Origin of the sequence: Peptoniphilus rhinitidis 1-13 (assembly GCF_000246925.1) — a bacterium.
GTDB lineage: Bacteria > Bacillota > Clostridia > Tissierellales > Peptoniphilaceae > Peptoniphilus_A > Peptoniphilus_A lacydonensis.
This window is the reverse complement of record NZ_BAEW01000002.1, coordinates 49,005-72,978: the sequence shown is the minus strand read 5'-3', so window position 1 is coordinate 72,978 and position 23,974 is coordinate 49,005. Positions and strand designations below refer to the sequence as shown.

The following is a 23,974-nucleotide window of genomic DNA, read 5'->3' as shown; positions in this document are numbered from 1 at the left end:
ACAAAAAATGAAGATAAAAGTCGCAGCTTGTAGTTGCGGCTTTTTTATTTATTTTAGAAAAATTTAATGTATGTTACAAAAATAGTTTAAACATTAATATAGTAATAATAAATATATTGAGTTTATGATTTTATCAAAGGTAAAATACACATATTGAAAGATATTTAAAAGATAAGTTTTTTGAAGAATTTATAACTATATGAAAAAGCTGCATTTCTGCAGCTTAATCTTTATATCTTTAAAGTTTTATTTTAAAATTCCAAATTCATAGCCTCTATCTTTAAAATATTTTATTACATCTCTTAGAGAATCGGCAGTTAGCTGTTTGTTTTTAGCATCGTGTGCTAGAACAACGGCAATTTTTGTATTTTTATTTTGGTTTAAACTTTTGTCGAGGTAGTTTACAAATCCTTCAACTGTAGTTGGTCTAACAGACTTTCTTTCTGCATCGCCGACTAAACAGTTCCAGTCAATCCAGTGAATTCCATTAGATTCTATTAATGAATTGGAAGCAATTGTATTATTCCAAGACATTTCTCCGCCAGGGTATCTAAATACACTGGAATGAAAGTTATCGCCCAAAATATTTTTTAGTCTGCCATTGGTTTTTTCTATTTCTTCATAAACTCTTGTGCCATTTACAGTTCTATTTGGATATAAATAGTCGTAATCATGACTAAAGGAATGAGTTGCAATAGCATTTCCATTAGATAAAATTTCACGTACTCGTTGAGAAGTTTTGTCGCCAATAGATTTTCCAACTAAAAAGAAAGTAGCACGAACATCTTCTTCTTTTAATATATCCAAAATTTGTGGAGTAATTACATTATTTGGACCATCGTCAAAAGTTAAGAATACAATTCTTTTATCACCTTTATAATTATTTTTCTTTATATATTCTCTAATTTCCTTAGCATCGTAAGCATATTTATCGACTTTTTGAAGGTGATTTGATCCTTTTACTATAAATTCTTTTCGAATATCTCTAAAAGGTTCAAGAGCTTGGTTAGAGATATAATCGCTGTCGTAAAAATATTTTTTCGGTCTATCTGGCCAGATTTCATTTGTATAATACCACATAATAGATGGTGAAATTTCTTTTGCAGGTTTTTTAGAAGAAAGAATTTTTGAAAAAGTAAAAATTATGACAATTGCCAGAAGGGAAAGGGAAATAATTTGTCTAATTCTCTTTCTTCTTCTTGCCTTTTGTCTTCTAATTCTTTTTCTTCTATCGTAGTTTGAATCGTTCATAGTACCTCCCTATGATAATATACATCACAGGAATCTAAGTTGCAATTACAAAAGAATTACAATTTATTTATAGAATCATAGATAATATATAAAACATCTTCAAGATTTGGCTGAGAGTCTGGATCAACATCACAATTTAAAAATCCAAAGCCCTTTGCCACAATATAATATTTTTCGTAATCTTTTAATTCTTCTTTATTTTTAAATAAGTCTTCTTTAAAAATATCTTTGGCTTCTGTAAATTTTTCTAAATCATTATTTATCACAAGGCCCTTTATCACGTCTTTTTGTAAAATATTTTTATTTTTTAAATTTTCTATATCAATTCCAAATCTAGATTTATAATAAATATCTTTTCCCAAGTCTTCCCCTATGAGAGAATAAAATTCTTCATAAGTTACTTTGTCAGATAGATTTTTTCCAATTAATCCAATGCCCATTTCTTTTAAAGAATTTAGAGCTTTTTTATTTTTTGCATTGTCAAAATCTTGGTAATTAATTTGTTCTTTAAAATTAACTATTTCTCCAAAGGAATCTCTCAAAATTCTATCTTTTCCAATGATGGGCTCTATTTTTTTTACGGTTCCATATAAGAGTTTTGGACCTTTGTCAGAAATTTCATATTTTAAGCCAAAATTTTTGGAATTTAAATATATTTGATTTGCCTCTTCTTTTGTTAGATTAATTTCTTCTACCTTTTTAAAGTCATGTTCAGATGAAGTTCTATCATAAGTAGTTACTATTTTTTCATCATCTACAAAAATCATAGCGCCTTCATCAATTACAGGAATTTTATTTACATATCTAGGGAAAAAGACATTTGTGCCCATTTGAGATTTTTCAACTATAATTTTTTCTAAATTTAATTCGCTCTTGTCGCCATACTTTTCAAGGAAGTTTTTTGCAATTTTTATTGCATCTTTTTCTTTAACATTGTTATTATATTCTTTTTTGTCAGACCAAGTGTCAAGGTTTATTAAATTTAGATTCTCTGCATTTAAAACAATTTGTCCTCCATTTTTTTCTTTTTCAAGATTCATTCTGTAATAATAATCTTTTTTGTCAGAGTAGAGAGAAATATTTGATATTTCGAAATCTTCTCCTACAATCTCAATTGCTTTTTTCTTTGCTGCATTTTTAGATTTAATATTTTTAAGTCCATCAATTTTTTTAATTTCAGTTTTAGTTAAATCACTGGAATCTTTTGCTTCTTCTACTCCTCCATAAGGCATAAAGTTTAAATCTGTTTTTTCTTTTACAATATCTCCTGTTTTTGCGTCAATGTCTGCTACTTTTGTGTGGTAAACTTTTTCTACGCTGTCATCTTTCTCATTAATTTTATAGGAAAGAACAAGGGGAGATTTTTCCAAAAATATTTTTTTAGCTTCATCTAAACTTATTTTATTGTCTTTTTTAAAATCAGAATTTTTTAGAAAAGAGTATGCATTAGAATTTGCTCCCAAAGAATAGATATCACTAACTTCTCCAAAGCGAGAGTCAATATTTACAGTCATAAAGGTATCAGCAAGAGGAACTCCATTTATAACTCTTTGATAAGTAATATTTATGTCATTACTTCCTTTAAAAACTTCATAGTCACAGAAAGTATATTTTTTATCAAAATCTTTTATTAATTTTTGCAAAAGTTCTTCAGTCATTTTTTGTGCTTCAACCTTAGAAAGAGTCTTTGTACTTTTTTCTGGTTCATTTTTCCATTTTGAGTAAGAAATAAATTCACCGTCACTATTAAATGAAACGTCAATTCCACCTAGATTTTCATCGCTCCATTTATACATTTCAATGTATTTGTCCTTTACAAGTTTGTTTAAATAATCACTTCCAGTGTCGCCATCAACAGGTTCCTTTAAAATTGTGAAATTTTCATAGTTTTCTGTAATATTAAATATTTCTTTTATCTTTTTTACTTTTTCTTTTTCCTTTGCAGTAATTTCAACTGAAATTGCTTCATCAGGCATCGCATTGCTATTTTTATTTAGTTCACTTGCATATACAGGTGATAGAAGTAATAAAACTGATGTAGCAACAATTAAGTTTTTATTTTTCATAATTTCTCCTCGCATATAAAATATGTAAAAAAAGAAGAGGCCAACTGCCTCTTCAAAGTATTAAGCTTCTGCTTCTTCCTTATCATCTTTATTGAGAGCAGCTACTATAATATTAGGATCTATACCATGAACCATAGCAGCTTCTTCAAGAGTTTCCATTTGAGAAGAAGGGCACATTATACATCCCATTCCAAAACTCATAAGAGTGCCAATGGATTCGGGTTTCTTAGAAAGAATTTCTCCGATTAACATATCTTTTTTTATTTCCACTTTAACACCTCCTGTTGACATTATACCCAAAATTATTCGTAATTAAAAGATGAGTATTTAATAAAATTATCTTCTTTTTTTGAACCTAAACTAATTTCAAATTCTTTTGTAGAATCAAAACCCTTTGAAGTTAAAGTTTTTGCAACTTCAAATTCGCCAGAGTATGGGAAAGTTTCAGACTTATCACCTTGAGTAATTTCTATATAAGGTTTATAAGAAAATTTTCCGCTGTACTTAGTTGATTTTGGAATAATTTCTACAATATTTTCTGATTTCACATAAGTGGCCTCAGAAGTAATTTGCCCCTCATTTTGAGTGGCAAGGATGTTGTTTTTAACATTTGAGAAAAATTTATTTATATCTAATTTAGGATTTTTAATTATATCCAGATTGCTTTCATCGTAACTAGTTTTATAATCGACTATTTTGATTTCAACTTGATTGTTTACAAGAGATTTCCCATCTATAGCCTTTGAATCAATTAGAATATTATTATTTTTCTCGTCAAAAGTAACGTCAAACCCAATAGTTTTTCCAAGTTCACGAAGATTAAAGTAATTGTAGCCATCAATAGTGTAGACACTAAAGGAATGTCTAACTCCATTTACAAAAACATTGTGACTAGATTTTTTTATTTCAGAATCAGTGTCTTTAAGTGGAATTAAATCTTTTTCACCTTTTTTGTAATCAGATTTGCTATTAATCATGACAGCAGATCTATTTTCATCATAATTCACACTAAACTCGGCATCTTTGCCATCTAAAAGAGCGGCAACATCACGAAGCTTAAAATAATTGTTGTCCTTTATGTTGTAGCCCTTTATGCCAGTATCTTTACCATCTAGAACAATACTTTGACCAGAAACTTTTGCACTTGCAAAAACATTTATACTTGAAAATAAGATTAGAGAAGTAACAGCAACGCCAATAAATTTTTTCATAATATAACCTCCTATGACTATTGTATTTTAAAACATAGTTCTCGACAAGAGAAAAAGTTTCACATATAATTTTAATAGGTGATTAAATGGAAAATTTACTTATGGGATTTAATATAGTTTCTCCAGTTTTTTTAGTACTTTTGCTGGGATATTTTGCAAAACAAAGAGGACATATAGATGATAATTTTGTAGATAAGGGAACTTGGATAGTGTTTTACTTGGCGCTGCCCTTTAAATTATTTTACGATATAAAAAATGCTAGAATAGAATCTCTTCATCCTAAGTATGTTTTATACATACTTTTGGGAGTAATATTTGTAATTTTTTTATCGTTAATAATAGGAAAAGTAATAGGAATAAAAGACAAGAGAAAACTTTCTGCGTTTGTGCACTGTGCTTATAGATCAAATTTTGTCTATGTTGGTTTTCCTATACTTGATATATTGTATAATGGCGCACCATCAATGGAACATATGATAGTTATAGTTTCCTTTGGTCTAACTCTTTACAATATCTCTGCAATAATACTTTTGACATATTATAGCGAATCAGAAGAAAAAAGAATATCTTTCTTAGATATAATTGTAAAAATTATAAAAAATCCAATGATTATTGGAGTTGTTTTTGGAGCATTATTTAATTTTCTTCACATACCAGTTTATTCTGGCGTTGATAAGGCAATTGAAATGGTTTCAAAAATTTCAACTCCAATGTCTTTAATACTTATAGGAGCAAGTTTAAATTTTGAAAGTTCAAAGAGTGATTTTAAATTGATGTTTTTATCAGCATTTATAAAAACTGTTCTTGCACCATTAATTTTAATTCCAACAGGAAAGTGGCTTGGATTTACAAATATGGAGCTGGGAATAGCTTACGTTTTTTGGGCAACTCCTTGTGCAGCAAACTGTTTTATTTTTACAAGGCAAATGAATTCAGATTATGAATTTGCTTCAAAGATAATAACTCTTAGTTTTATAATGAGTATAGTTACTTATCCTGTTGGGATATCTCTTATGAATTATTTTAATTTGTTGCACTAAAAAATTATAAGTGCTATAATCACATTACAACTAAAAAAAGAATACCTTATTGAGAGTGGTGGAGTGAATGGGCACTTTGAAACCCAGCAACCTAGTTGGTGCTAAATCCCACAGATTTTTTTATCTGAAAGATGAGGTTTAAGGGTCCTCGCTTTTTTTGTGAGGATTTTTTTTATGAATTAAAAATGTTATTGCGTGAATTTTAAATTTTTACAATCTTATAAAAATCATAAAAGTTTAAAATCACAAATAAAAATATAAAAAGTAAAATAAATTCATAAAATTAAATCTAAGGGGTATTATAAAAAATGGAGGAATGAAAAAAATGAAAAAATGGCAATTTAGTTCAGAGTCCGTAACAGAAGGACATCCTGACAAAGTTTGCGATCAGATATCAGATGCCATACTAGATAAAATTTTGGCAGAAGATAAAAACGCAAGAGTAGCTTGTGAAACTATGGCTTCCACAGGCATGATAGTTATAACTGGAGAGATTTCAACAGACACTTATGTAGATTTTGAAAAAACTGCAAGAGAAGTTCTAGATGAAATTGGATATAATAGAGCAAAATACGGTTTTGATGGAAAGACTTGTGCTGTACTATCAGCAATAAAAGAACAATCATCTGATATTGCAATGGGAGTGGACAGATTCAAAGAAGAAGGCATAGATGAACTAGACTCTTTTGGAGCAGGCGATCAAGGTATTATGTTTGGATTTGCTTGTAATGAAACAGAAGAACTTATGCCACTTCCAATTTCACTTGCACATAAACTTGCAATAAGACTTACAGAAGTTAGAAAAGATGGAACGTTGGATTATTTAAGGCCAGATGGAAAGACACAAGTTACTGTTGAATATGAAGAAGACAAACCTGTTAGACTTAAAAATGTAATTGTATCATCACAACATTCAAAAGAAGTTCCAATGGAACAAATAAGAGAAGATATTATAAGAGAAGTTGTGGAAAAAGTTGTTCCAAAGGAATTAATAGATGATAAGACAGAATTCTTTATTAATCCAACTGGCAGATTTGTAATTGGTGGACCAATGGCAGATGCAGGATTAACAGGAAGAAAAATAATTGTAGACACTTATGGTGGATTTGGAAGACATGGCGGTGGAGCTTTTTCTGGTAAAGATCCAACAAAAGTAGATAGATCTGGAGCATATTATGCAAGATATATTGCAAAAAATATTGTAGCAGCAGGTTTAGCAGACAAGGTTGAAATTGGACTTGCTTATGCAATTGGAATAGCAAGACCAACTTCAGTATATGTAGAAACTTTTGGTACAGGTAAACTATCAGATGAAGAAATTGAAAAAATAATTATGGAAAATTTCGATATGAGACCAGCTGCAATTATACGTGAGCTAGATTTATTAAGACCAATTTATAGACAAACAGCAGCTTATGGTCACTTTGGAAGAACAGATATTGACTTACCATGGGAAAAGACAGATAGGGTAGAAACTCTTAAAAAATATTTAAAATAAATTTATAGTGAATTAAAAGAGCAAAATCGGGTAGAAAATAATTAGCCGAGAAAAAACACTATCTTAATATGTTATAATATATTGAGAAGGTTTTGAGAAATAGAAGAGAAGAGGATGATTATGAGGAAAAGTTTTAATTATTTTAGAGCAAACCCATGTGGTAATATAACTGGATTTGTTGTTGCACCAGTTTATCCAGGATATAGAAAAGCTTACACTGACTGTATAATAAATCAAATTGATAAAGAAGTTGAACAAGTTGGTTTTATATCTCCAGCTTATGAAGGGGCACCACTTAGAATGGATATGATGGGTGGCGAATTTTGTGCAAATGCGACAAGAGCCTATGGACTTTATTCAGCAAGTTTTTATGACACAGATGGTCCTGTTGATATAGAAGTTTATGTAAGCGGAAAAGAAGGAACAACAGATGTAATAGCAGATGTAAAGAATAAAAAAGCTTATGTGGCGATGGAAGAACCTCTAGATAAAAAAACAGTTAAGGTAAAAGATAAGGAATATAAACTTATAGAATTACCAGGCATAAGTCATCTAATTGTAGAAGAAAAGGAAGACGAAGAATTTGTAGAAGAAGCTCTAAAGATTTTAAAAGAAAATTATAAATCTGAAGCCTATGCAGTTATCTTTTTAAATAGAGAAAAATTAGAAATTGTTCCCTATGTATTTGTAGAAGAAACTCAAACACTTTTCAGAGAAGGATCTTGTGGATCAGGGACAGCAGCTGTTGTTAATTTCTTAGAAGAGGATATAAAATCACTTGATGAAGATTACAAAATATCAATAAAGAATCCAGCTGGTGAACTAGAAGTTTTTGTCTATGAATTTGAAGATGGAAAAAAATTATGTGTCGGCGGAGAAATTGAACTATCCGATGTAGAAAAGAAATCAATTGACATTCCACAAGACGTAGTAGAAAAAGTCGTAGCAGAACATGACAAAATCGTTGCAGAAAGAAAAGAAAATGAATCAGAAGAAAAAGACGAGAACGACTTGACAGATGAAGAATTAAAGGTAATGAGAGAAAAGTTTGGATTTGATTGATTAAAATATAAAAAAGGGAGGGAAACCTCTCTTTTTTTGTACTCAAAAATAAAAAAATCTACTGACCAAGATCAGTAGATAATTAATTATTATGGAGGCGACAACCGGATTTGAACCGGTGATAAGGGTGTTGCAGACCCGTGCCTTACCACTTGGCTATGTCGCCATAACAATATTAGTATAGCAAAAAATAATAAAAATTACAAGTAAATTTTACAACAATTATTTATGCTCTCAACTATAAAGACATATTCGAGTCTATTACATATATCTTTTTTTTTACATTATTACAAAAGCACAATTTTTAAATAAAAAGATTATAATTAATTGAGTAAAATTTTCTTTATAGAAAATTTTATCTACTTAAATAAGATATTCGCAATATCCAATAAAATGAGTTATTGTTGCTCCTAACACAAATAAAAAATTTCTAGAAAATTATTTTAATTTCCTAGAAATTTACTTTAATTTATTCTATTTTTCATTTTTAAAATGTTAATGACAATTACAACAACGAAATAAACTATCCAAAATACAATCATTACATAGTTTGTAAAAAATTCTCTTAAATTAAAACTTTTTTTTAAAAAATGAGAGAAAATATATCCGCATAAAATTTGTATACCAAGTATAAAAAATATTTTGATTAGTTCTCTCTTGATTAACTTCATAGTTTAATGAAGCCCTCTTTCACTAAAAGACCAAGAACCAATATATTGCGTCCTTTTAGAATCTAAATAGTAATCATTTTCATATCTAGTATAGATTTTACCTGTACTATGAGTTCTATAAACATTACTAGTAACGTATAAATAGTCTGGTAGTGATGCAACTCCGGCTCCACCACCTGCAGATATAGCTGAAATAATGATTTTTGTTGCAATTGGCATATTTATATATGCTACTGCAGCGACGATTGCTGCTGCAGTAATTGCAATAGTAACCTTTTTACCTACTAAAGAAATCCCATACCTATCAGTTCGCAAATAAGTATTATTTCCTAAGAGTGATATTTCATTTTTATCTTGTTTGTGATTTTCAATATTATCAATTATTTTTGCTGAAACCTCATATTTTTCAACTATACCATCTGATTTAGTTTCAAGACAAAAAACTTTTCCATTCTCAATTTCACTAATAATCGAATTTTTTAAAACATTCTCGCCATCTTCGATTTTATAAATCTTACTATTAATTTTATCGCCATTAATTTTTTCTACTATGTAATATTCTCCATCTTCTCTATGTTCTTTATAATCAATTATAATCTCATCTTTATTAAAATCTTCATTAATATTTATAAAGTTAGTATCCAATTTTGAGTTAGCATAAATCGGTGTTACAGAGTTCATCATAATAACTACTACTAACGCTAAACTTATCATTTTTTTAAAAATTTTCATAATTTCCTCTTCTATTATTTTATTAATTCATTTATTTTTATTTTTTAAATAATTAATGTTTAAATCTACACCTCCTTTTAATTTTAGGCAAATTTTCAAAAATCTACTATTTCAATTGATGGTTAGTTTTAATAGAATTATAATTCTCCAAATTAATGATATCAATTATCGATAGCAACGTCAATACTTTTTATAATTTTTATTATAATTTTTATTTATATATTTTCATTAACTGTATGGACATACGTTACACTTTTACTTTGACGGGATTTTGTGAATTTTATAAGAAATATATCTAAAGCTTTATAAATTGTTAAAAAAGTCTTTGAATAATGCTATGATTAATGTAAGAATTTAATTTATTGGAGGTTCAAATGAAATTATTAATTTTAGTTGACAACAACAATGCTATTGCCAAGGATGGAGAGCAAATTTTATTTGTAGAAAATGATCTTCATATGTTTAAGAATTACACTACTGGAAATATTATCGTAATGGGAAGAACTACTTTTGATTCTATTGGAAAGAAACTTCCAAATAGGATTTCTGTCGTTTTTACTCATTCTGATAGAGAAGATGAAGAAGACTTGTATTATGTTGATTCCATAGAAAAATTAAATAATATTACAAATAGATATAAAGACAAAGAAGTTTTTGTAATTGGCGGAGCTGAGATTGCAAAACTTTTGTGGGATGAAATTGATGAACTTATAGTTACAAGAGTTGACACTGTTGTAGAAGGTGCAGACAAATTTATTCCTAGTTTTGACGATTTTAAACTTGTAGATAAGTTTGAAATAGAAGATCCAAATTATAAAGTTTTTCATGAAATTTGGAAGAGGAAGAAATGAAAATTTTAGTTATTGAAGATGAAGAAAGGCTTTTGGAGTCCATAAGAGAGGGCTTGGTCCACTCTGGCTATGTTGTTGACACAGCCCTTGACGGCGAAGAAGGGTCCTTTATGGCCTTTACCAATGATTACGACCTCATTATTTTAGATATAAATTTGCCTAAAAAGGATGGGTTTGAAATTCTAAAGGAAATAAGAGGGGAAAACAGTGAAGTCAATGTAATTATGCTAACTGCTCTTTCTGATGTGGATGACAGAGTGCGTGGGTTTGACCTTGGTGCAAATGATTATATTATAAAACCCTTCCATTTTGAAGAACTAAAAGCTAGAATCAGATCACTTTTAAGGCGAAAGACAACAATAGAAAATTCCATTATTGAAAAAGAGGGCATTAAATTTGATACTACAAAAAGAATTTTTTATATAAATGATGAGGAATTAAAACTTACTGCAAAGGAAGCGGGGATTTTAGAATATTTATTTTTTAATATTGGAAGGTATGTAACAACAGAAGAGCTACTTGAACATATTTGGAATGACGATGTGGATTTATTTTCTAATGTAGTTAGAGTTCACATGTCTGCACTTAGAAAGAAATTAAAATCAAAACTTGGTAAAAATATTATTGTAAATGAAATTGGAAAGGGTTATATGATTAAATGAAAAAGTTTAAAAATTTTGAAAAAACTATTGTCTTTAAGCTTTTATTTTCTGTAATTTTAATTTTTGTGATTATGACAGCAACATCTAATTTTATTATTGGAAAATACCAAGAGAAGAGAATTCTTGACCTTGGTGAAGATATTATAGAAGAAGAAAAGGTTCATAAAAGTGGAAAAGATCTTTTTATTGTAATTGAAGATGCGAAGCTAAATTCAACAAAAGAGATAAAAAATTTTTCTAAAATTGTAATTGTATCTACAATTTTAATAGGCTCTCTAATTTATTACAGAGTAATTTTAAAAATCATAAGCCCTTTAAATGAATTAAAGGAAAAAGTTATTGAGATTGACATGGACAATTTAAAAGATAGAGAAGAGATTTGTATGAAAGGTGAATCACAGGAAATTGAAGAACTGTCCCTTGCCTTTGAGAAGTCTTTTGATACGATTTATTCTAGTTATTTTAGGGAGAAGTCCATGGCATCTTCTATTGCTCATGAGTTAAATACGCCTGTTGCCGTTATGAAGTCATCTCTTGAAATTTACTTAATGAAAAATAAAGTTAAAGATGAGGATTTGCGTGAACTTTTAGATAATTTCGAAGAAAATACTGATAAAATATCTAGTATAATTGAAACTATTTTATTTTTAAACAGAAGAGAAAATGTGAATTTTAGTGAATTTGATTTAAAGGATTTAATTGATGAGGTTATTTTAGATTTAGAGGACTTGGCAGATGAAAAAAATATAAAAATTATTTCAAATGTGGAAAGTGAGATTATCTATTCCAGTGATATTTTGCTGGAAAGAGTGCTATTTAATGTCGCAAAAAATGGAATAATTTATAATGTTTCTGGCGGAAGTCTTTTCTTTAACTTTAAAGAAAATGAGAAAGATTATTTTATTGAAGTAGTTGACACAGGAATTGGCATAAGTGATGAGGACAAGGAAAAGATTTTTGATTTATTTTACAGAGTAGATGAGTCGAGAAATAAAAAAAGTGGAGGCTATGGCATAGGGCTAAATCTTGTGAAAAATATTATGGAAAAATTAAAGGGAGATGTAAAAGTTTATGACAATAAAAATGCAAACAATGAAAAAATTGGAACTATTGTAGAAATAATTTTGCCCAAAATAAAAGATATTTATTGAGGCTTTTTTCGAAATTTATACATAGTCATTTTTGACATACAAAAAGAGATTCCATGTTGAATCTCTTTTTAAAGTGGCATTTTATGTATTATTTACTACTCCATAAATCCAGAACCATTGCAAATTTTATAGACCTTTAGATCAGAATTCATAGATCTATAATAAGTAAATTTAATTTCATTCATCCCAACGAAATGTAAATTGTCTTTATAATAATTAAATCCATCCTTTGTATAGAATACACCCCAAGGTACAGTTTTTTCTTGGTAGAAATTATAATCTTTTACGACATTATATAGTCCCATTCTAAGAGGAACCTCGTCATTAATATTCTCTTTAATAGAACTTGCTGAAATTTGACAAGGTAAAATTAATAGAGTCATTACTAAAAGTATAAATAAATTTTTTTTATTCATTATTATCAACTCCCATTAATAAATTTTTCTGAATTTAATGGGAATAATCTATAAAAGGGATGAGATCTTATGCTTTTTATATTAATTGGTCCAAAAGCCCTTGAGTCCATTGACCCATTTGGAGTCCGGTTATCTCCTAATACAAATAATTCATTATCTTTCAATACAAATTTATTTGTATTTGAAAGTGTGTAGGGTTTTTCATCAAAGTATTTTTCATCTAATTCTTTACCATCAATATAAATGGTACCATCATAAAATTCTACCACTTCTCCTGGAAGTCCAATAATTCTTTTTACTAGAAGTTTATTTTCATTAACTGATTTAAAAACAATAATATCTCCTCTTTTAAAGTCACCTTTAAATCTGTAAAGTGAACTAGAAAGAATTATATCATTGGGCTTTAATGTAGGATACATTGATGTTTGCTGAACTTTAACGGTATTAAATAAAAAAGTTTTAATGAAAAGAGCAATTAATATTGCAATTATTATAAATTTTAAGTCCGATAAATGTTTTTTCATAATAACTACTACATAAAACACCTATTTTTATAATACTCATTATTTAGTTTTTTATCAACAAAAGTTTCGTGATATAATGTTTTTGGTGAAATTATGATAATTTTGAGAAACATAAAAGTTCCCTATGATAAAGACGAAAGTTTTTTGAGGGAAAAAATTGAAAGAGAAATAAATAAAAAGAATTTTAAATATAAAATTTATAAAAAGTCTATTGATGCAAGGAGAGGAATATTTTTTGTATATCAAGTTCTTGTGGATCTAGATTTAAAGGATATTGACAAAAAAATTGTAAAAAAACTTAGAAATAATATTGCAGAATTTCAGGAAGAAAAACTTGAAATTAAAAACAAAAATAATATAAAAACTGCAGTGATAGTTGGGACTGGACCTGCAGGTCTTTTTGCTGCCTATGCACTTTCAAAAAGTGGCGTAGAAGTTACTTTAATTGAGAGAGGTAAGCCAGTTGATGAGAGAGTAAAAGACATTGAAATTCTTCATAAAATTGGAAAGCTTGATGAGAATTCTAATGTGCAGTTTGGAGAAGGTGGTGCTGGGACTTTCTCTGATGGAAAGCTTACATCTAGATCGAAGGATAAAAGAGTTTCGCACATATTTGATATTTTTGTGAAAAATGGTGCACCAGAAGATATTTTATACGAACAAAAGCCTCATATTGGTACAGATATTTTGCGCGATGTTATAAAAAATATGAGAAATGAAATTGAAAAATGTGGTGCAATTTATAAATTTAGCGAAAAGTTAATTGATTTTAAAATAACAGATGGAAATCTAGATAAAATTATAACTGATAAAGGGGAATATCAAGCTGACGTTTATATTTTGGCAATTGGCAATTCTGCGAGAGATACTTTTGTTATGCTCGATAAATATAATTTAGTGGAGCAAAAACCCTTTGCAGTTGGCTTTAGAATTGAGCATAAGAGAAAAAATATTGAACTTTCACAGTATGGAATGATTTCAGAAAAACTTCCATCTGCAACTTATCAGCTAAACGTCACAGATAAAGATGAAGAGCATTCAGTGTATACTTTTTGTATGTGTCCTGGTGGTTATGTCATTAACTCGTCTTCAATAGAAGGAAAATTATGTATCAATGGCATGAGCTATCACGACAGGAGTGGAGAAAATTCAAACTCTGCTATTGTAGCAACAGTGGACTCGAAAATTTTTGGCGAGGGAAATTTAGCTGGAATGAATTTTCAAAATAAAATTGAAAAAAGAGCTTATGAACTTGGATGTGGGAAAGCACCAGTGCAAAGAGTTAAGGACTTTTTGGAAAATAGAGTGACAGAAAAACTTGGAGAAGTAAATCCAACTTTTAAACCAGATTATACTTTTAAAAACTTAAATGATATTTATCCAGATAGCATAAATCACGCTATAAAAAATGCACTAAATGTAATGGACAAAAGAGTTAATGGTTTTTGTGATGATGATGCAATATTAACAGGAGTAGAAACGAGGACATCTTCTCCAATTAGAATTGTGAGAAAAGATTATAGAAGTGAAAGAATTAAAAATTTATATCCCATTGGAGAAGGGGCAGGTTATTCTGGTGGAATAATTTCTTCTGCTCTAGACGGACTTAAATGTGCAATAGAAATTTTGGAAGGAGATAAAAAATGTTAAATATAGTATTTTATGAACCAGAGATTCCCTTTAATACTGGGGCAATCGCAAGAACTTGTGGACTTACTCATACAAGACTTCATTTAATTAAACCACTTGGATTTAAGGTTGATGACAAACATTTAAAGAGGGCAGGACTAGATTATTGGCACTTAGTGGATATAAATTATTATGATTCCTATGATGAACTTTTAGAAAAATATCCAGATAGCAATTTTTATCTTGCAAGTACGAAGGCAAAGAAAAAATATTCTGATGTAAAGTACAAAGATGGTGATTTTATTATTTTTGGGCCAGAAACTAGAGGATTGCCAGAAGACTTAATTTTTTCGAATTATGAAAATGCAATAAGAATCCCCATGCTAAAAGATTATGGAAGAAGTTTAAACTTGTCAAATTCAGCAAATATTATACTTTTTGAAGCTTTAAGACAACTTGATTTTTTAGATTTGGAATAAATTTTTATATTTATAGAGTTTTTGATTTTGTAAAAAGAGAGGGTTTATTGTGAAAGAAGTAAAAATCTCCGTAAGAAATTTAATAGAATTTGTCAAAAGAAGTGGCGATATTGACAGGAGATTTTTTTCCAATAAAAGAGCTATCGAGGGAATAAAGGCACACCAAAAGATTCAAAAGTCTTACACAAAAAATTATCTCACAGAAGTTTTTTTAAGAACTCATGAAGAAATAGAGGATATAAATTTCACAGTAGAGGGTCGTGCTGATGGCATTGAAGTTGCAGAATCTGTAACTATCGATGAAATAAAATCTACCACAAGGGATTTAGAAGAACTTGAAAAAGAAGAAAATCTAATGCATTGGGCACAGGCAAAGTGCTATGCTTACATATATGCAAAGGAAAAGGGACTAGACGACATAAATGTTATGCTCACTTACTATCAACTTGAAACAGAAGAAGTCATTCATATAAAAAGAGCCTTTAGTTTTGGCGAACTTCGAGATTTTTTTATTTCTACTCTTATGGAATATCTGGAATTTTCAAGAAGAATTGTTGAGTGGAAGGAAATAAGAGATGAGTCCATAAAAAGTTTAAAATTCCCATTTAAAAATTTTAGGAAAGGACAGAGAGAACTTTCTGTTGCAGTTTATAACACAATTGATGATAAGAATAAATTATTTGTAGAAGCACCAACAGGAATTGGCAAGTCAATTTCTACAATTTTTCCGACAATAAAGGCAATGGGAGAGGATAAGATTGACAAAGCCTTTTACCTTGTAGCAAGGTCCACTGGAAAAAATGCTGCGAAGGATGCCCTCGAGAAACTTTTAAACAAAAAATTGAAAGTGAAAATTACAATTGTAACTGCAAAAGATAAAATTTGTTTAAATGATAAAGTTTCTTGCAATCCCAAGGACTGTCCCTATGCCAAGGGACATTTTGATAGAGTCAACGATGCAATCATAGACATATTTGATTCCTGCGATAATTTTTCTAGAGAAAATATTGAAAAATTTGCAAAACTTCACATGGTTTGTCCTTTTGAATATCAGTTAGATCTTTTGGACTTTTCAGATTTTATTGTATGTGATTATAATTATATTTTTGATCCGACAGTATATTTAAAGAGATTTTTTGAAAATACAATGCTTAGATTTACCCTACTTGTAGATGAAAGTCACAATCTATTGGAGAGAGGTAGAGAAATGTATTCATCGGAAGTTTTTTTGGATGATTTAATAAATCTATATGAAATTCTTCCTAAAAAGAGAAAGACTGCGAGAAAACACCTTAATAATGCGATAGAAGAGTTTAAAAATTTGGGTGATAAAACTTTTTATTCTTATGAATCCTTTGTAAAGTTTAATGGAGAGATTGAAAAGACAGTTTTTGCTATGAATGATTTTTTGACTAAAGATAAGGAGGTAGAAAATTATGAAAAGGGGCTTGACATTTACTTTTCACTCTTCAAATATATAAAAATTTTGGAGTATTACAACGAAGATTTTGTATCCATAAAAGGTGGAGAGAGCGTGAAAATAAAATCTCTCGACATTGCACCAATTTTTCAAAATATTTTAAAAGTACCAAAGTCTTCTGTATTTTTTTCTGCAACCTTGAGTCCAATAAAATACTACGGTAAACTCCTTGGAGCAGATAATGATACAAATTATTACAAAATAAAATCGCCTTTTGATCCAAAAAATTTAATAGTTTTTCGCAATCAAAATATTTCAACTGTATATAGAGATAGAGAAAATGCAATTAATGAAATAGTAAAAAATTTAGAAATTTTTACAGAGGACGATGGAAATTATATTTTCTTTTTTCCGTCATATTCTTTTATGGAAAGCGTCTATAAAAAATATATAGAGGAAAATAAAGGCGCAATAAAACAAAATAGAGAAATGACAGAAAGGGAAAGAGAAGAATTTTTAAATAATTTTACATTTTCATCTAATACAACAGCCTTTGCAGTTATGGGTGGAGTTTTTTCTGAGGGAATAGATTTAATTGGTGAAAGACTTAAAGGTGTAGCGATAATAACTGTTGGATTGCCAGGACTTTCCTATGAAAGAAATATTTTAAAAGTTCACTTCCAAAAAAAGTACAATAAAGGTTACGAGTATGCCTACATCTATCCAGGCATGATAAAAGTTGTCCAATCTGCAGGAAGAGTTATAAGAACAGAAGATGATAAGGGGAAGGTTCTTTTAATAGATAAGAGATTTTCATATGAACCTTACAAATTTTTACTGCCAAATCACTGGAAAGTTTATGACTTTATGGACTCGGCTGAAATAAGTGAAATCTTAAGAGAATTTGAGGAAGAGAAAGACAAGTAAAGTCACAAAAGGAATAAAGAGGAGTTTTTAAAATGAATTTAGAGAGGAAAAAAATTATAGAAAAAATTGGATATGCAGTAATAGTTTCTTTTATTATTTTTGTTTTTTTGGCATCAGTTAAATTTAAAGGAACTTCATACTCTTTTTTTGTATTTAGGTCTCTTTTAAATCCTATTTCAATTTTTATTGGATTTAGTTGTTTCTTTGGTATTCATATTAGGGATTTTTTTAGAGATTTAATCAAGGGAATAAAAGAAATAAAAGTAAAAGAGCTAATTTTATTTTTCAAATATGTTTTTATTTATCAGGGAATTATTATTTTAACAACAAATTTGGATGCTTTACAAGAAATGAGCAATGATTCCACTAGTTCTATTGATTTATATGTAAGCATTACAATGATATTATTTGTCTTATTTGAAGAGTATATCTTTAGATATATAGTACAAAGGAAGTTAATGAACGTCTCAAGAGATTATGGAATCCTAGTTATGGCAATAGTTTTTGGACTATTTCATTACGGAAAATATAAATCAGGTTTTTTATTTGGTATTGCATTAGGAATTATTTACGCAATAACAGAAAATATCTCTTATACCGTAATAATTCACTATTTTTTAAATTCAACAGTATCCATGAGGATTGTGGTATTTTGTCAAAATCTTTTTGCGGTAAATAACATTGAATTAGCCCAAATAAATAAGACTACTGGATTTATAAGTTTACTCTTGGGATTTATTTTAATTATTGGGCAATTTTTATTAAATAAAGATTTTGTAGCTACTTTTAGTCAAAGGGAAAAAGAAACTCTTAAAAAAATACTGCAAGAGATTAAATATTTACCTGAACTTATAAAGGCATTCCCACTTAATATAGGGTTTCTCTTTAGATTTTTTATTTTCCTACAAAAATAAATTTGAAATTTTAATTTTTTTAGCATAAATAAGGAACAAATAAATTTGTTAGAAAATTTTTAATGGGATAAATTGCACAAAAGTAGAGAAAATTATCGCAAATTGCTTTACAAATAGCTACATTTGTGGTAGTATTAGCTAGTAAATCAGAAGGAGCCAATGGCGGCTCTTTTTTTTAGCACTGGAGGTGTTTTTATGGCAGATAGAGTAGTTCTTGAGTGCACACAATGTAAAAACAGAAATTATGTGACATATAAAAACAAAAAGAACACTACTGAAAGATTGGAACTAAAGAAGTATTGTAAATTCTGTAAAGAACATACAACTCACAAAGAAACTAAATAAGGAGGATTTATGGCTACTAAAACTACACCTAAGACTGAAGAGAAAAAAGGCAGTTTAGGTAGATACTTTAGAGGTGTGAAATCTGAATTCAAAAAAGTTGTATGGCCTACAAAGGATACTGTAATCAAATATTCAATAATAGTAATTGTGGCAGTTATTTTGTCATCATTATTGTTATTAGCATATGATAAAATCGTAATGTTTTTATTTGGTTTTATTTTTTGATTGGAGTGTTTTAATTGGATACACAAGAACTTAATAACAATGAAGCTTCAAAATGGTATGTAATTCACACTTATTCTGGTTATGAAAAAAAGGTAAAGGATAATATGGAAGCCATGGTTCATAATCGTGGAATGGAAGATTTGATTTTTGACATTAGAATTCCCATGGAAGAATATGTTGAAAATAAAGAAGGCATTTCAAAGGCAAAGGAGAGAAAGATGTTTCCATCTTATGTCCTTGTGAATATGATTATGAACGATGAAACTTGGTATCTTGTGAGAAACACAAGAGGAGTTACTGGTTTCGTTGGGCCAGCTTCAAAACCTGTGCCACTTACAGATGAAGAAGTGTTGCTACTAGGAGTTACCGATAGCAAAGAGTTATTCGATAACTTCGAAGTGGGAGAAGTTGTTAAAGTTATTAATGGACCATTTAAAGATTTGGTAGGTAAAATCGACAGCTTCAATTACGACAAAGCTAAGGTTAAAGTATGTATCTCAATGTTTGGAAGAGATACAATAGTTGAATTGGATTTCAATCAAATTATTAAAGAATAGTAAATGTGTGGGAGGGTAAACCCGCATTACCACAAGGAGGAAATAAAATGGCAAAAAAAGTCATAGCATTAGTAAAATTACAAATTCCTGCAGGAAAAGCAACACCAGCACCACCAGTTGGTACTGCACTAGGACCACATGGTGTAAATATTATGCAATTCACAAAGGAATTTAACGCAAAGACTCAAGATCAAGCAGGTATGATTATTCCTGTTGTTCTTACAGTTTATCAAGATCGTTCTTTCACTTTTATCACTAAGACTCCACCAGCTGCAGTTTTAATTAAGAAAGCTCTTAATATGTCTAAAGCAAGTGGTGAACCTAACAAGAAAAAAGTTGGAAAATTGACAAAATCTCAAGTTGAAGAGATAGCTAAAACAAAGATGCCAGATCTCAATGCAGCAAGCGTTGAAGCTGCTATGGAAATGATCGCAGGCACAGCTAGAAGTATGGGTATAGAAGTAGAAAGATAAGTGGGAGGCTGAGCCGAAAGTACCACGAAGGAGGTAAATATGCCAAAAAGAGGTAAAAAATATCAAGATAGCGTAAAGCTAATCGATAAATCAAATTTATATGATGTAAATGAAGCTCTTGACTTAGTTACAAAGACTGCTAAGGCAAACTTTGATGAAACAGTTGAACTTGCAGTAAGACTTGGTGTAGATCCAAGACATGCTGACCAACAAGTAAGAGGTACTGTAGTACTTCCTAATGGAACAGGTAAAGAAGTTAAAGTCCTTGTTCTTGCAAAGGGAGAAAAAATTAAAGAAGCTGAAGCAGCAGGTGCTGACTATGCAGGTGGAGAAGAATACGTTGAAAAAATTCAAAATGAAAATTGGTTTGATTTTGATGTACTTATTGCAACACCAGACATGATGGGCGTAGTTGGTAAGATTGGTAGAGTTCTTGGACCAAAGGGACTTATGCCAAACCCTAAATCAGGTACAGTTACATTTGATATAGAACAAGCTGTAAAAGAAACTAAAGCAGGTAAAGTTGAATATAGAGTAGACAAAGCTGCAATCATTAATGTTCCAATCGGAAAAGTTTCTTTTGGAGTTGATAAACTTGCTGAAAACTTCAAAGTAATTGCAGATGCTATAATAAAAGCAAAACCAGCAGCTGCAAAGGGTCGTTATTTAAAATCAGTGACAGTTTCATCAACAATGGGTCCTGGAATTAGAATTAACGGACAAAAATTAATGGAAAAATAAAAACACCAAAAATAAACCCCTCTTATTTCAGAAATTAAAAGAGGGGTATTTTTATGATTTTTTAAGAAAATCTTAAAGTTTTTTTAGTTTTAAAGTTTTTGCAAATCACGTGTTAGAAAATTTTTTAGTAAAAATATAACTAGTACAGTGACTGCAAAATCAATTGATAAGAAAGATGCATTATAAGTTATAGAGTAAGCCCATGAGTTCATACCAGCTGGAGTATATTGCTTAAAGAAGATTACTCCAGATAGAACATGGCAAATAAATCTACCTAGTACACCTACAAGTGATCCAAGTAAAATTGTTTTAATAGAATGAGTTTTTTGAAATTCATCCTTAAAAATTCCTGCAAGGCCTAAAAGACCATATGCTAATGGATAATCTAAAATAGCTTGAACTGGATGGAAAATACTTCCACCAAGTATCATAGATAATACTCCATAAACTGAACCAACTATAAATCCTTTAGAAGGTCCATACCTAAGAGCAAATATAATTAGAGGAATCATCTTGCCAGGAGAAATAGATCCGCCATTAGGTAGTTCATAAATTTTAATCGTACGAAGAATAAGGGCGAGTGCTATACACACAGAACCTTCAACTAACATTTTTGTTGTCCAATTTTTATTAATTTTTTGCATAAAAAATACCTCCTTTGCACATACTTAAAGAGGTTTAGACACTTCCCTCCACAAGCATTACCTTGATTGGTTTAAGGGTATAATCTCAGCCAAGTGGCACCCCTAGTGCAAGTTAATTATAGGTTATTGGTCTTCTTTTGTAAAGTAAGTTACAGATTAAAAAGATAATATAAATTGTATATTTAAATTAGTCACCAAAGAACATAAAAAAATATTGACAAATTAAATAAAAGTATATATAATACTAATGTTACTAAGCCGCAGACAGTAGGTGGCATTGCCATAAGTCCTACCGAGGTTTGAAATTCGAATTTATTTGATTTTCACATCTCACGGCGGCGTGAGATTTTTTTATTTTGGGGGTGACAAATTGAAAGAAGAAAAATTACAATCAAAACAAGCCCTAGTTGATGAAATTAAGGAAAAAATTCAAGGAGCACAATCTATAGTTCTTGTAAATTACAGAGGTCTTACAGTTGAAGAAGTAACTGAACTTAGAAGTAAGTACAGAGAAGCAAATGTTGACTACAAAGTTTACAAAAATACAATGATGAAACGTGCTTTTGAAGAATTAGAAATTACTGGACTTGAAGAATTTTTAAAGGGACCAAGTGCCGTAGCTTTTGGTATGGAAGATCCAGCAAGTGCAGCTAAAATTTCATCAGAATTTGCAGAAGATCATGAAGCTTTAGAAATTAAAGCAGGTTACGTTGATGGAAAAGTATTATCACTTTCTGAAATTGACGATCTTGCTAAATTACCATCTAAAGAAGTTCTTGTTGCACAAGTACTTGGCGGCTTGAATGCACCAATCCAAGGATTCGCAAATGTATTAAATGGAACATTGTCAGGATTTGCTAGAGTTATTGCACAAATTGCTGATAAAAAAGAACAAGAAGCAGCATAATATTATGCTAAAAAATTAGGATTATTAAAATAACGGAGGAATAAAATGTCAGAAAAAGTAGAAAAATTAATTGAAGAAGTTAAAGAACTTACAGTATTAGAATTATCAGAAGTAGTTAAAGCTCTTGAAGAAGAATTCGGAGTTTCAGCAGCAGCACCAGCAGCAGTTGCAGCAGCACCAGCAGCAGGCGGAGCAGCACCAGCAGCAGAAGAAGAAAAATCTGAATTTGATGTAGTAATCACTGAAGCTGGACAAGAAAAAGTTAAAGTAATAAAAGTTGTAAAAGATATTACAGGACTTGGACTTAAAGATGCAAAAGCAGTAGTTGACGGAGCACCTAAAGCAGTTAAAGAAGGCGTTTCAAAAGACGAAGCTGAAGAAATCAAATCTAAGCTTGAAGAAGTTGGAGCAACTGTAGAAGTTAAATAATTAATGTGAAGTTAATTTGTAAGGCTCTGTAGTACCTTGTTAGAGATTTACTCCCTAACAAGGTACTACAGAGCCTTACAAAATATAATTAGAATTTTTAAAAATTGGCAAACTCGGAGTAATCTTCTGAGTTTGCCAATTTTTTTATATAAACTATTAAACTATATATTTAATAGTTTATAGGAATTAGTTTTACTAAAGATACTCTCGTTAAAATTTATTTATAATATGTTTTACTTAGATTATTTACAATGTCTTTACTCTTCTTTAAAGGAAAGTAAATTATTATGTCCTATAATTCACCTTGAAGTTTAAGAATTTAGTTTTATATAAATATATTTATATGAAAGGATAATAGATAATAATGGAGGAAAATCTAGATAATTTCAAGATAGAAGCCAGTATAAGAAACTATATTATTAATACAGCTCAAAGTAATAAAAGAGGGGGAAATATAAGTTTACCAAGTGAAAATGAGTTATCAAAATTATTTAATGTAAGCAGGCATACAGTTAGAAAAATTTACAGTAATTTAGAGAAACTTGGTTTAGTCCATCCTGTTCAAGGAGTAGGCAGATTTATGGTAATAAAAGAACCGAAAATAAACCTAGATCTTACAGAGACAAGCTTTACAAAAAAGATGAAAGAACAAAATATACCATTAACTACTTTAAATCTAGGATTAAAGAAAGTTACAGGAGAAGAACTTGTAGAAGCAAAAAGAGAAGGATTAATGGGAAATATCTATAAGGTATCTAGGCTTAGGAAATTATATAATATTCCATCTGCAATTCACAATTCCTATATAAGCGATTATAAATTTCCGCAAATAGAAAAAGAAGGTTCAAAAATTCTTTCAATTTATGAATATTATAAAAGCAAAGATATAAAAGATTTTAAAATTTCAAAATCTACTTTAAGTGTAGATTTACCAACGATTGAAGAAATTGAAATTTTAAAAGTTGGCAGCTTAGTTCCAATCCTAGTTTTAGAAGGAAAATTATTAGATAAGGAAGGTAGTTTAATAGAAATTATTAAGACAGAGTATAGAAGTGATATATTTAAATATTCTTTAGAATGAAACTCAAGAGTAAAATATTTTATTTATTCTTGAGTTTTTATTATTTACTAAGTGTTTACAAAAAAAAT

At 29.4% G+C, this 23,974-nt stretch carries 26 protein-coding genes, 1 tRNA gene, 2 riboswitches and 1 other annotated feature; of the genes, 18 read left to right on the top strand and 9 right to left on the bottom strand.

The genetic code is table 11. From position 1 onward, the window contains the following. Positions 1–246 precede the first annotated feature (246 nt). The 4 genes from RH95_RS01815 to RH95_RS01800 are packed head-to-tail and all read right to left on the bottom strand — an operon-like array spanning position 247 to position 4,528. Entirely contained in the window at positions 247–1,251 is a 1,005-nt protein-coding gene (locus tag RH95_RS01815; protein WP_010242656.1) for a polysaccharide deacetylase family protein, read from the bottom strand. A gap of 56 nt (positions 1,252–1,307) precedes the next feature. Then, positions 1,308–3,317 carry a YcdB/YcdC domain-containing protein gene (locus RH95_RS01810; protein ID WP_010242654.1) on the bottom strand — a complete coding sequence of 670 codons (2,010 nt, stop codon included), beginning with the start codon at positions 3,315–3,317 and terminating at the stop codon, positions 1,308–1,310. Positions 3,318–3,377: 60 nt separating this feature from the next. After that, positions 3,378–3,587, bottom strand: a complete 210-nt coding sequence (locus tag RH95_RS01805; protein ID WP_010242653.1) for a DUF1858 domain-containing protein — start codon at positions 3,585–3,587, stop codon at positions 3,378–3,380. A gap of 32 nt (positions 3,588–3,619) precedes the next feature. Continuing rightward, positions 3,620–4,528, bottom strand: a complete 909-nt coding sequence (locus RH95_RS01800; protein WP_010242650.1) for a hypothetical protein — start codon at positions 4,526–4,528, stop codon at positions 3,620–3,622. A gap of 86 nt (positions 4,529–4,614) precedes the next feature. On the opposite strand from RH95_RS01800, the gene RH95_RS01795 reads away from it, so the two are divergent. The 3 genes from RH95_RS01795 (at position 4,615) to RH95_RS01785 (ending at position 8,128) form a co-directional block, all read left to right on the top strand. Further along, positions 4,615–5,568: an AEC family transporter gene (locus tag RH95_RS01795; protein WP_010242648.1), complete on the top strand. Its 954-nt coding sequence runs from the start codon at positions 4,615–4,617 to the stop codon at positions 5,566–5,568. Positions 5,569–5,611: 43 nt separating this feature from the next. Continuing rightward, positions 5,612–5,706, top strand: a riboswitch (SAM riboswitch). Positions 5,707–5,893: 187 nt separating this feature from the next. Next, on the top strand, positions 5,894–7,066 hold the full coding sequence (gene metK / locus RH95_RS01790; protein WP_010242646.1) for a methionine adenosyltransferase: 1,173 nt from the start codon (positions 5,894–5,896) through the stop codon (positions 7,064–7,066). A gap of 120 nt (positions 7,067–7,186) precedes the next feature. Then, positions 7,187–8,128, top strand: a complete 942-nt coding sequence (locus RH95_RS01785) for a histidine racemase CntK family protein (protein WP_010242644.1) — start codon at positions 7,187–7,189, stop codon at positions 8,126–8,128. Between the two features lie 92 nt (positions 8,129–8,220). Here the strand turns inward: RH95_RS01785 and RH95_RS01780 are convergent. Together RH95_RS01780 and RH95_RS01770 are read right to left on the bottom strand one after the other, a co-directional pair. Further along, a tRNA-Cys gene (locus tag RH95_RS01780) sits at positions 8,221–8,294 on the bottom strand. A gap of 508 nt (positions 8,295–8,802) precedes the next feature. Next, positions 8,803–9,531: a hypothetical protein gene (locus RH95_RS01770; protein ID WP_010242640.1), complete on the bottom strand. Its 729-nt coding sequence runs from the start codon at positions 9,529–9,531 to the stop codon at positions 8,803–8,805. Positions 9,532–9,905: 374 nt separating this feature from the next. Between RH95_RS01770 and RH95_RS01765 the strand changes: the two genes are divergently transcribed. From RH95_RS01765 to RH95_RS01755, 3 genes are read left to right on the top strand one after another with little or no spacing between them, the layout of a single operon-like run. Beyond that, positions 9,906–10,382: a dihydrofolate reductase gene (locus RH95_RS01765; RefSeq protein ID WP_010242639.1), complete on the top strand. Its 477-nt coding sequence runs from the start codon at positions 9,906–9,908 to the stop codon at positions 10,380–10,382. Beyond that, positions 10,379–11,044, top strand: coding sequence for a response regulator transcription factor (locus RH95_RS01760; RefSeq protein WP_010242638.1), 666 nt, complete (start codon positions 10,379–10,381; stop codon positions 11,042–11,044). Before RH95_RS01765 ends, RH95_RS01760 begins: the two co-directional genes overlap by 4 nt. After that, positions 11,041–12,195 (top strand): sensor histidine kinase, encoded by a 1,155-nt coding sequence (locus RH95_RS01755; RefSeq protein WP_010242637.1) that lies wholly within the window; start codon positions 11,041–11,043, stop codon positions 12,193–12,195. The genes RH95_RS01760 and RH95_RS01755 overlap by 4 nt, the downstream gene beginning before the upstream one ends. Before the next feature lie 95 nt (positions 12,196–12,290). Here the strand turns inward: RH95_RS01755 and RH95_RS01750 are convergent, their stop codons facing one another. Next, the gene (locus tag RH95_RS01750; protein ID WP_010242636.1) at positions 12,291–12,611 is read right to left on the bottom strand and encodes a hypothetical protein; all 321 of its coding nucleotides are present in this window, start codon (positions 12,609–12,611) and stop codon (positions 12,291–12,293) included. 5 nt (positions 12,612–12,616) lie between these two features. Continuing rightward, positions 12,617–13,135, bottom strand: a complete 519-nt coding sequence (gene lepB, locus RH95_RS01745) for a signal peptidase I (protein WP_010242635.1) — start codon at positions 13,133–13,135, stop codon at positions 12,617–12,619. 93 nt (positions 13,136–13,228) lie between these two features. On the opposite strand from lepB, the gene RH95_RS01740 reads away from it, so the two are divergent. The 9 genes from RH95_RS01740 (at position 13,229) to rplA (ending at position 20,845) form a co-directional block, all read left to right on the top strand. Then, on the top strand, positions 13,229–14,785 hold the full coding sequence (locus RH95_RS01740) for an NAD(P)/FAD-dependent oxidoreductase (RefSeq protein ID WP_010242634.1): 1,557 nt from the start codon (positions 13,229–13,231) through the stop codon (positions 14,783–14,785). Continuing rightward, positions 14,779–15,243, top strand: a complete 465-nt coding sequence (locus RH95_RS01735; protein ID WP_010242632.1) for a tRNA (cytidine(34)-2'-O)-methyltransferase — start codon at positions 14,779–14,781, stop codon at positions 15,241–15,243. Before RH95_RS01740 ends, RH95_RS01735 begins: the two co-directional genes overlap by 7 nt. A gap of 49 nt (positions 15,244–15,292) precedes the next feature. Then, positions 15,293–17,590 carry an ATP-dependent DNA helicase gene (locus RH95_RS01730; RefSeq protein WP_010242630.1) on the top strand — a complete coding sequence of 766 codons (2,298 nt, stop codon included), beginning with the start codon at positions 15,293–15,295 and terminating at the stop codon, positions 17,588–17,590. Between the two features lie 32 nt (positions 17,591–17,622). After that, positions 17,623–18,504, top strand: a complete 882-nt coding sequence (locus RH95_RS01725; RefSeq protein ID WP_010242628.1) for a CPBP family intramembrane glutamic endopeptidase — start codon at positions 17,623–17,625, stop codon at positions 18,502–18,504. A 195-nt stretch (positions 18,505–18,699) separates the two neighbouring features. Continuing rightward, a complete protein-coding gene (gene rpmG, locus RH95_RS01720; protein ID WP_010242627.1) occupies positions 18,700–18,849 on the top strand; it encodes a 50S ribosomal protein L33 in 150 nt (49 codons plus the stop codon). Between the two features lie 9 nt (positions 18,850–18,858). Continuing rightward, positions 18,859–19,074: a preprotein translocase subunit SecE gene (gene secE, locus RH95_RS01715; RefSeq protein WP_010242626.1), complete on the top strand. Its 216-nt coding sequence runs from the start codon at positions 18,859–18,861 to the stop codon at positions 19,072–19,074. Between the two features lie 14 nt (positions 19,075–19,088). Continuing rightward, positions 19,089–19,631 (top strand): transcription termination/antitermination protein NusG, encoded by a 543-nt coding sequence (nusG, locus tag RH95_RS01710; protein ID WP_010242625.1) that lies wholly within the window; start codon positions 19,089–19,091, stop codon positions 19,629–19,631. Between the two features lie 47 nt (positions 19,632–19,678). After that, positions 19,679–20,104, top strand: coding sequence for a 50S ribosomal protein L11 (gene rplK, locus RH95_RS01705; protein ID WP_010242624.1), 426 nt, complete (start codon positions 19,679–19,681; stop codon positions 20,102–20,104). Between the two features lie 39 nt (positions 20,105–20,143). Then, positions 20,144–20,845 carry a 50S ribosomal protein L1 gene (rplA, locus tag RH95_RS01700; RefSeq protein ID WP_010242623.1) on the top strand — a complete coding sequence of 234 codons (702 nt, stop codon included), beginning with the start codon at positions 20,144–20,146 and terminating at the stop codon, positions 20,843–20,845. Between the two features lie 89 nt (positions 20,846–20,934). On the opposite strand, the gene thiT is transcribed toward rplA, so the two are convergent. Next, complete coding sequence (gene thiT, locus RH95_RS01695; RefSeq protein ID WP_010242622.1) at positions 20,935–21,489, bottom strand: energy-coupled thiamine transporter ThiT; 555 nt, start codon at positions 21,487–21,489, stop codon at positions 20,935–20,937. A gap of 26 nt (positions 21,490–21,515) precedes the next feature. Beyond that, a riboswitch (TPP riboswitch) is annotated at positions 21,516–21,603 on the bottom strand. Positions 21,604–21,729: 126 nt separating this feature from the next. After that, positions 21,730–21,851, top strand: a sequence feature (ribosomal protein L10 leader region). 8 nt (positions 21,852–21,859) lie between these two features. On the opposite strand from thiT, the gene rplJ reads away from it, so the two are divergent. The 3 genes from rplJ (at position 21,860) to RH95_RS01680 (ending at position 23,906) form a co-directional block, all read left to right on the top strand. Beyond that, positions 21,860–22,396: a 50S ribosomal protein L10 gene (rplJ, locus tag RH95_RS01690; RefSeq protein ID WP_010242620.1), complete on the top strand. Its 537-nt coding sequence runs from the start codon at positions 21,860–21,862 to the stop codon at positions 22,394–22,396. 45 nt (positions 22,397–22,441) lie between these two features. Next, positions 22,442–22,825 carry a 50S ribosomal protein L7/L12 gene (rplL, locus tag RH95_RS01685; protein ID WP_010242618.1) on the top strand — a complete coding sequence of 128 codons (384 nt, stop codon included), beginning with the start codon at positions 22,442–22,444 and terminating at the stop codon, positions 22,823–22,825. A gap of 364 nt (positions 22,826–23,189) precedes the next feature. Further along, complete coding sequence (locus RH95_RS01680) at positions 23,190–23,906, top strand: GntR family transcriptional regulator (RefSeq protein ID WP_010242616.1); 717 nt, start codon at positions 23,190–23,192, stop codon at positions 23,904–23,906. The last annotated feature ends 68 nt before the right edge of the window (positions 23,907–23,974 follow it).